Origin of the sequence: Myxococcus sp. AB025B, assembly GCF_006518215.1 — a bacterium.
Classification (GTDB): Bacteria; Myxococcota; Myxococcia; order Myxococcales; family Myxococcaceae; genus Myxococcus; species Myxococcus fulvus.
In genome coordinates this window covers 1-5,761 of the sequence record NZ_SRLW01000448.1, presented here as the reverse complement: position 1 = coordinate 5,761, position 5,761 = coordinate 1, and the positions used below count along the sequence as shown (strand labels likewise).

Here is a 5,761-nt window from a genome sequence, read left to right as displayed (position 1 = left end):
CTCACGCAGCGTGGCGCGCCAGAATCCGGCTCGCTGCTGGACTCCGCACGGCCTGCAACATCCCTTCCCGGCAACCAACGCGCTCGTCGCGACCGCGCTCTCCATCAACCACTTCGCTCAGCAACAGTGCGGCCCTGGTTCGCCCGCAGCCACGTGAAGCGGCCATACACACGGTCGGCGAGGTAGAGCTTGCCGTAGAGCAGTCCCCCCTTCGGGAGCCCCTTCCATTCTTCGCCCAGCCGCACAGTGGCGTTCCCCTCGCGCACGGTGATGACGTGGGGCTCGCCCTTGATAACGTCGAAGACGAAGACCTGGGCGTCCCCCAGCTCAATGCCCAGCTCTTTCATCGCCTCCAAGGCTCCCGGCGGGCACTCTTCCGGTGGCGGAGCAGGGCGTACCTGGGGGCCGGAGCAAGCGAGGTTGAGACAGGCGCCCGCCACGCCCATGGCCTTCATTCCCACCTTCTTCAACGCGCTGGAAGACGGCTTCGACTCCTTCATCACGGGTGCATCCTCTTTCGTCAGCGCCGCGAGTGGCGCGGCGGCCGCACCGGTTGCCGCCTCCGTAGGCGGAGGTGTGGCAGGGACAGCTTCCGGTAGCGCCTGAGCGGGCGCCACTTCGCGGAGAGGCGCGGGGTGCGTCACCACCTGGGTCGGCGGTGCGGGCATCTTTGCATCGGACGCAGGCTCGCGTTCCAACGCCCGCATCCCCCAGACCGCCAGGCACATCCCTCCCGCGAGCAGCACGGCAACCACCAGCAGCGGCGAGCGCAGCTGCCGTTCCCGTGGAAGCGCCCCCGCTGGGGGCACCTGCTCCACCTTCATCACGTCTCGCCGGTCCGGGGGGGGGACGAAGGGTAAGGCGGGAGCGATGACCAACCTGGGCGCGGGTGGCGTGGCGGAGTACGTGGGCCACTCCGGCCGGCGGATGCGCCGTCGGGGGGCAGCGCTGGGTTCCAGCTCGGTCTCCTGCTCCTCGTCCCACTCGAAGAGGTTGGCTTCCCACGCCGCAGCCTGGCCGAAGCTCACCGCCGCCATGAGCGCCGCGTGCAACTCGGCCCCCGTCGGATAGCGCTCTTGCGGCTTCTTCACCAGCAGCCGCATGATGACGTCGCTGAGCGCCCGAGGCGTGCGCCGGTTGAAGCCCGCTGGCGCGGGTGGCGTCTGCCCCTCAATGGCCAGGTACAGCATGTCGGGCGGCAGGTGCGGCGGGAACGGGTAGTGCCCTGTCACCGCCCGGAACAGGCTGACACCCAGTGCGTACAGGTCATCGGTGGGCTGGTGCTCGTACCGCGCTCCTGGTCGGCCGTGGTTCGCCCGGTGGAAGTGCACGGACTCCGGGCTGCGCAGGTGCAGCGTGCCCGGGGGCACCGTCTGCTCGGTGATGGTCGCCGCGCCCGCGTAGTCCCCGATGCCAAAGTCGATGAGCACCGGCTCCCCGTCTGACTCCCGGATGAGGATGTGCACGGGCTTCACGTCACGGTGCCGCACCCCCGCCCCATGCAGCGCATGAAAGGCCAGGGCCACCTTGCCGGCGGCCTGCGCCAACTCACGGAAGGTCGGGTTCACCTCTTCGGCCCAGGTGTCCAGCGGCCGGCCTGCCACCCAGTCCATAACGAAGTAGAGGTAGCCCGTCTGCGGGTGGGGCCACCGACCGCAGGCGTGAAAGCGCACGACGTTGGGGTGGACCGCCTTCACCATCAGCAGCGTGACTTCCCGCTCGGCCCGCTCGTCTCCAGGGCGCAGCGCCAGCTTCAGCGCGTAGAACTCGCCGGGCCGGGCCATGTCCTCCACCCGGTACACGGCGCCGAAGCCCCCCACGCCGAGCCGCTCCACCACGCGCCAGGTGCCCACCTCCGTGCCGGGCCCCAGCGCCTCCGGGTACACCTGAAAGTTCTCCGCGTGCATGACCATGGAGTGCAGCCCACCTTGGACCCAACCTAACAGGTTCCCGGGTTCTGCTGGGAGCCTCGCTACTTGGGTGGTTGGGCCATGCCTGGAGGGCACAAGGCCTCCCTCCCCGGGAGCAAATCCGGCCAGCGCCTCGGCATAAGGCTCATGGCGGAAGCATTCGCTGGCATCCGGTCTCTTCCGGGGCCGGGCGCCTTCCTCCAACCCCAACCCGCAACAGGCGTACCGCGAGTCACATGGGCCGCGGAGCACCCGCTCCACGTCCCTCATGCCCGAGGTGCGCCCTCACCACGAGGAGGAGCACCATGTCTCACGACATCCACCAGATGGCCTACGTCGGCGAGGAGCCCTGGCACGGCCTGGGCACGCAGTTGCCCACAAACAGCACCTACGAGGAGGTGGTGCAGGCGGCCGGATTCTACACCGCCGTCGAGCGCCCCCTCTATTCGCCGCCCATGGAGGAGCCCATCCCGGACCGCAAGGGCCTCTTCCGGGGCGACACGGGCGAGTACCTGGCCACCGTCCACAAGGGCTACGAGGTGGTCCAGTTCGAGGAGGTGGCCCGCACACTGGTCGAGGCTGCCGGCGGCGTGGGCGCCATCTTCCACACGGCGGGCACCCTGGGCCGCAATGGCGTGCGCGGCTGGCTGCTGGGCGAGCTGCCCGAGCCGCTGCGTGTCAGGGGCGACAAGAGCCCCATCCGCCGCTACGTGCTGGGCTACACCGGCCACGACGGCACCACGGCCATCACCCTCAAGAACGTGGCCACGCGAGTCGTCTGCCAGAACACCATCGGCGTCGCCCTCAATGAGCAGGACGGGGCCGAGTGGCACATCCCGCACTTCGACAACGCGAAGCAGCGGCTGGAGGAGGCCGGCCGGGCGTTCCGGGAGCTGCTGGACAGCTACGCCCGCTTCGGGAACCTGGCCAACCGGCTGGCAGTGTCGCCCTTCTCGGAGGAGCAGCTCCGCCGCGTGCTGGATGCGGTGCTGCCGATGCCCGAGGACGAGGGCAACCACCCGCGCATCCTCCACGCGCGGGAGAAGGTGGTGGAGCTGTACCACGCCGGCACCGGCATCGAGGGCGACATGCAGGGCTCCGCCTGGGCGGCCCTCCAGGCGGTGGCGGAGTACGCGGACCACCACCGGCAGACGCGGGCCGTGCAGGGCAGGCGCATGGACGTGATGCGCCTGGAGTCCATCTGGATGGGCAAGGCCGCCAGCATGAAGCGGCAGGCCCTCACCGCCATCCTGGGCGAGTCCCAGCTCCGGCTCGTGGCGTAAGGCCCGAGGCGGACAGCTAGCAGAGGTGCCCCATGGACTGGCTCCGGAAGGCGCTGACCTCGCGCCTGGTCCGGGAGGTCGCCGCCGCCATCCTCACGGTGGTGTCCGACTTCCTGGGACGGCGCAGGGAAGCGCGGTGACGTGGGAGGGTGGGGCAGTACTTCAACGGCGGCCCCACCCTTCTTCTTACCGCTCAACCACCGGGTGGACCGGAGCCTCACCCTGGTTGCAGGTGGAGGTGGACAGAGGTTGACCCACGGGTGGCCGAAGTCCCTGGGCACCTTTCCCGGTCCGCCCCCGAGAAGCAGAAGTGCCGGGAGCGCCCCGACCCCTCGTGCGCGAGAAGCGAGAGGGCTTACACAGGGGGTGCGGTCATCAGGACCTGATGGGGGCAGGCGGCCAGCGCCAGATTGGTCCCAAAAATTTTCGCGCCCACCCCTGTCCCCAGGGCAGCTCGAAGAAGACCGGGGGCCCCTCCAGGTGGACCTGAGGCAAGGGAACCCCTGTCCCCCTCATGCCGGGGGACCTCTCCGGATTTCTTAGCCCTAGCAATAGGCGAGAACGGCGAGGGAGGCCGGGAAGGCCGTCAGAACGAACCCGAGGAAGCCCCGCCCAACTGTGCCAAGATTCCGGCCCATGACGGTCATCGGCGAGCCGCGTGTGGTTGGTCCCTGGGATCTCGGGAGCAGGTACGTGCTCGGATGGCTCGATGAGAAAGAACTCATCGGCGCGGTTCACGTGTCCGGGCTCGGTGCAGCTCTCGCTGAGTCCAACGCCGCCAAGTCCGGTCGGCGTGCGTCGGTGCCGGATATCCAAATGGCTGGCCTGGATGCGGAGAGCAAGCGCTGGCTTCAGGAATGGAGCTGGGGCGCTGCGCAGGGAGAGCAGCGGGAGCTGCTCATCCATGACAGTTCAACGAAGCAGTGGTTCTATGTGCGAGGAGCGTTCATCAAGCGCTTCGGGTCGGGCAACGGCTACACCATCGCCGTGAATCACGTGGATGCTGGAGAAGAGCCGGACTGGCCAGATTGAGGAAGCTCGTCACTGCACCATCCGCAGCTTCACCCGCAGCTCCTTCGCCTCCGTCAGCGCCTCGGACTCCGCGGCGGCCACCTGGGCGCGCATCTTGCCGAGCAGCTCGGTCTGCCGCAGCAGGCTGGACTCTAGCGTGCGCCGGTACTTCTCCAGCTTCTTCAAGTCCGTGTCCTCCAGCAGCAGCACCTCGGCGGCCAGCCGCTCGCGCACGGGTCCAAGTCCGGCCTCCTCGCGGGCCTGCTTCTCGGTGAGCGCACCGCGGACCATCTTGGCCGCGTTGCCCAGCGCCACGTAGGCGTCCTTCTTCATGCGGACGCACTTCTCCAGCTCCTGGGCAGCGGTGAGCGCATCCGCGAGGATCTTCACCACCTCACCCGGCAGCGCCGGGACTTCCCTCAACCGGGCCACCACGCGCTCCACGAGGCCGAGGAAGTTCCCCGTGGGCTTGGCCGTGTCTGGCGGCACGGGGACGGCGTCCACCGTTTCGGCCAGGGCATGCACGAGCTGCAACGCCTCGCGGGTGGCGGTCAGGGTCATCCCGGGGTCCGTCTTCTCCAGCTCTTCTTCCAGCCTCGCTCGGAGCCGGTTGTTCTCCACCTTCGTGAGCCGCTCCAGTTTCCAGCTCAAGTCCCCGATCTGCGCGACGATGACCGCCTCGGGCATCGAGGTCGGCACGAGCGCGGCGAAGTAACCGTCCAGGTGGCGTTCGTACTGGGCCGCGTCCTCACCGGGGAGCAGCAGGTGCGCGCTGGTGAAGCCGTAGCGCACGGAGTTGAGCGAGCTGCGCTCCTTGCCGGCGGCGCTGGTGGGGCCCTGGGACTTCGCACCGTTGATGGCGGCCTGTGCGGCCTGCACGGCGCTTCTGATGGTTGTGTTCATGTCTACATTGTCCGCGGGGTGGTGGAGGAGTGGGAAGAACGTTTTTGCGCAAGCCCGTGGATGAAAGTGCGCTCCCCGCCGAGACAGCGGACGGCTCACCACCTGACGCTCACCATCGAGATTCCTTGGTGCCATTCAGCTCGGGTGCCAAGGTCCCCCCATGTCGTCGCTACCCTTTCCGATTGGTCCGGCCCCAGAACCCCTCGACTACCTGCGAGACAATCGCGAGCGTACCGACGAGCAGATCGGCGCGGTCGCGTCGGCCATGTACCTCGCCAAATGGTTCTCTGAGGCGCGGCCTCAACTCAGGAAGCTGGTCGACTGGTTCCGTGCGGATCAGGGCCTCCTGAGCAAGCTGCCACAGGTTCAGGGCGGGATTCTGGGAGAGTTCCCTCTAAAGCAGCTATCAGCGCACCAAGAGATCCCCCCTCAGCTCGCGCAGATGCTCCGCCCCCTGCTGGACTTGGAGGCCACCGTTCGGGAACTGCATCAGGTGATGGAGCGCCTCGCTGCGTATTCCGGCCATGCCGATCACTGAGTCCGGTCCAAGCCGAACACCCATTCCGGAGCATGCCGAACACCGGATGACGACGCTGGTGGGGGCTACTTCGCCGCCTTCTTCCCGCTGGTCAAACTCTCGGCCTTGCGAATCGA

The 5,761-nt window shown here is 68.1% G+C and carries 5 protein-coding genes; 3 read left to right on the top strand and 2 right to left on the bottom strand.

The annotated features are described in order from the left end of the window. Positions 1-104: 104 nt before the first annotated feature. Positions 105-1,913: a serine/threonine-protein kinase gene (locus tag FL311_RS40430; protein WP_141332972.1), complete on the bottom strand. Its 1,809-nt coding sequence runs from the start codon at positions 1,911-1,913 to the stop codon at positions 105-107. 302 nt (positions 1,914-2,215) lie between these two features. Here FL311_RS40430 and FL311_RS40425 point away from each other — a divergent pair, with 302 nt between their 5' ends. Both FL311_RS40425 and FL311_RS40420 read left to right on the top strand, forming a co-directional pair. Beyond that, positions 2,216-3,193 carry a DUF932 domain-containing protein gene (locus tag FL311_RS40425; RefSeq protein ID WP_141332971.1) on the top strand — a complete coding sequence of 326 codons (978 nt, stop codon included), beginning with the start codon at positions 2,216-2,218 and terminating at the stop codon, positions 3,191-3,193. A gap of 636 nt (positions 3,194-3,829) precedes the next feature. Next, positions 3,830-4,225, top strand: coding sequence for a hypothetical protein (locus tag FL311_RS40420; RefSeq protein ID WP_141332970.1), 396 nt, complete (start codon positions 3,830-3,832; stop codon positions 4,223-4,225). Between the two features lie 9 nt (positions 4,226-4,234). On the opposite strand, the gene FL311_RS40415 is transcribed toward FL311_RS40420, so the two are convergent. Continuing rightward, complete coding sequence (locus FL311_RS40415; RefSeq protein ID WP_141332969.1) at positions 4,235-5,107, bottom strand: hypothetical protein; 873 nt, start codon at positions 5,105-5,107, stop codon at positions 4,235-4,237. A gap of 160 nt (positions 5,108-5,267) precedes the next feature. Here FL311_RS40415 and FL311_RS40410 point away from each other — a divergent pair, with 160 nt between their 5' ends. Further along, complete coding sequence (locus FL311_RS40410) at positions 5,268-5,645, top strand: hypothetical protein (protein ID WP_141332968.1); 378 nt, start codon at positions 5,268-5,270, stop codon at positions 5,643-5,645. Positions 5,646-5,761: the final 116 nt, after the last annotated feature.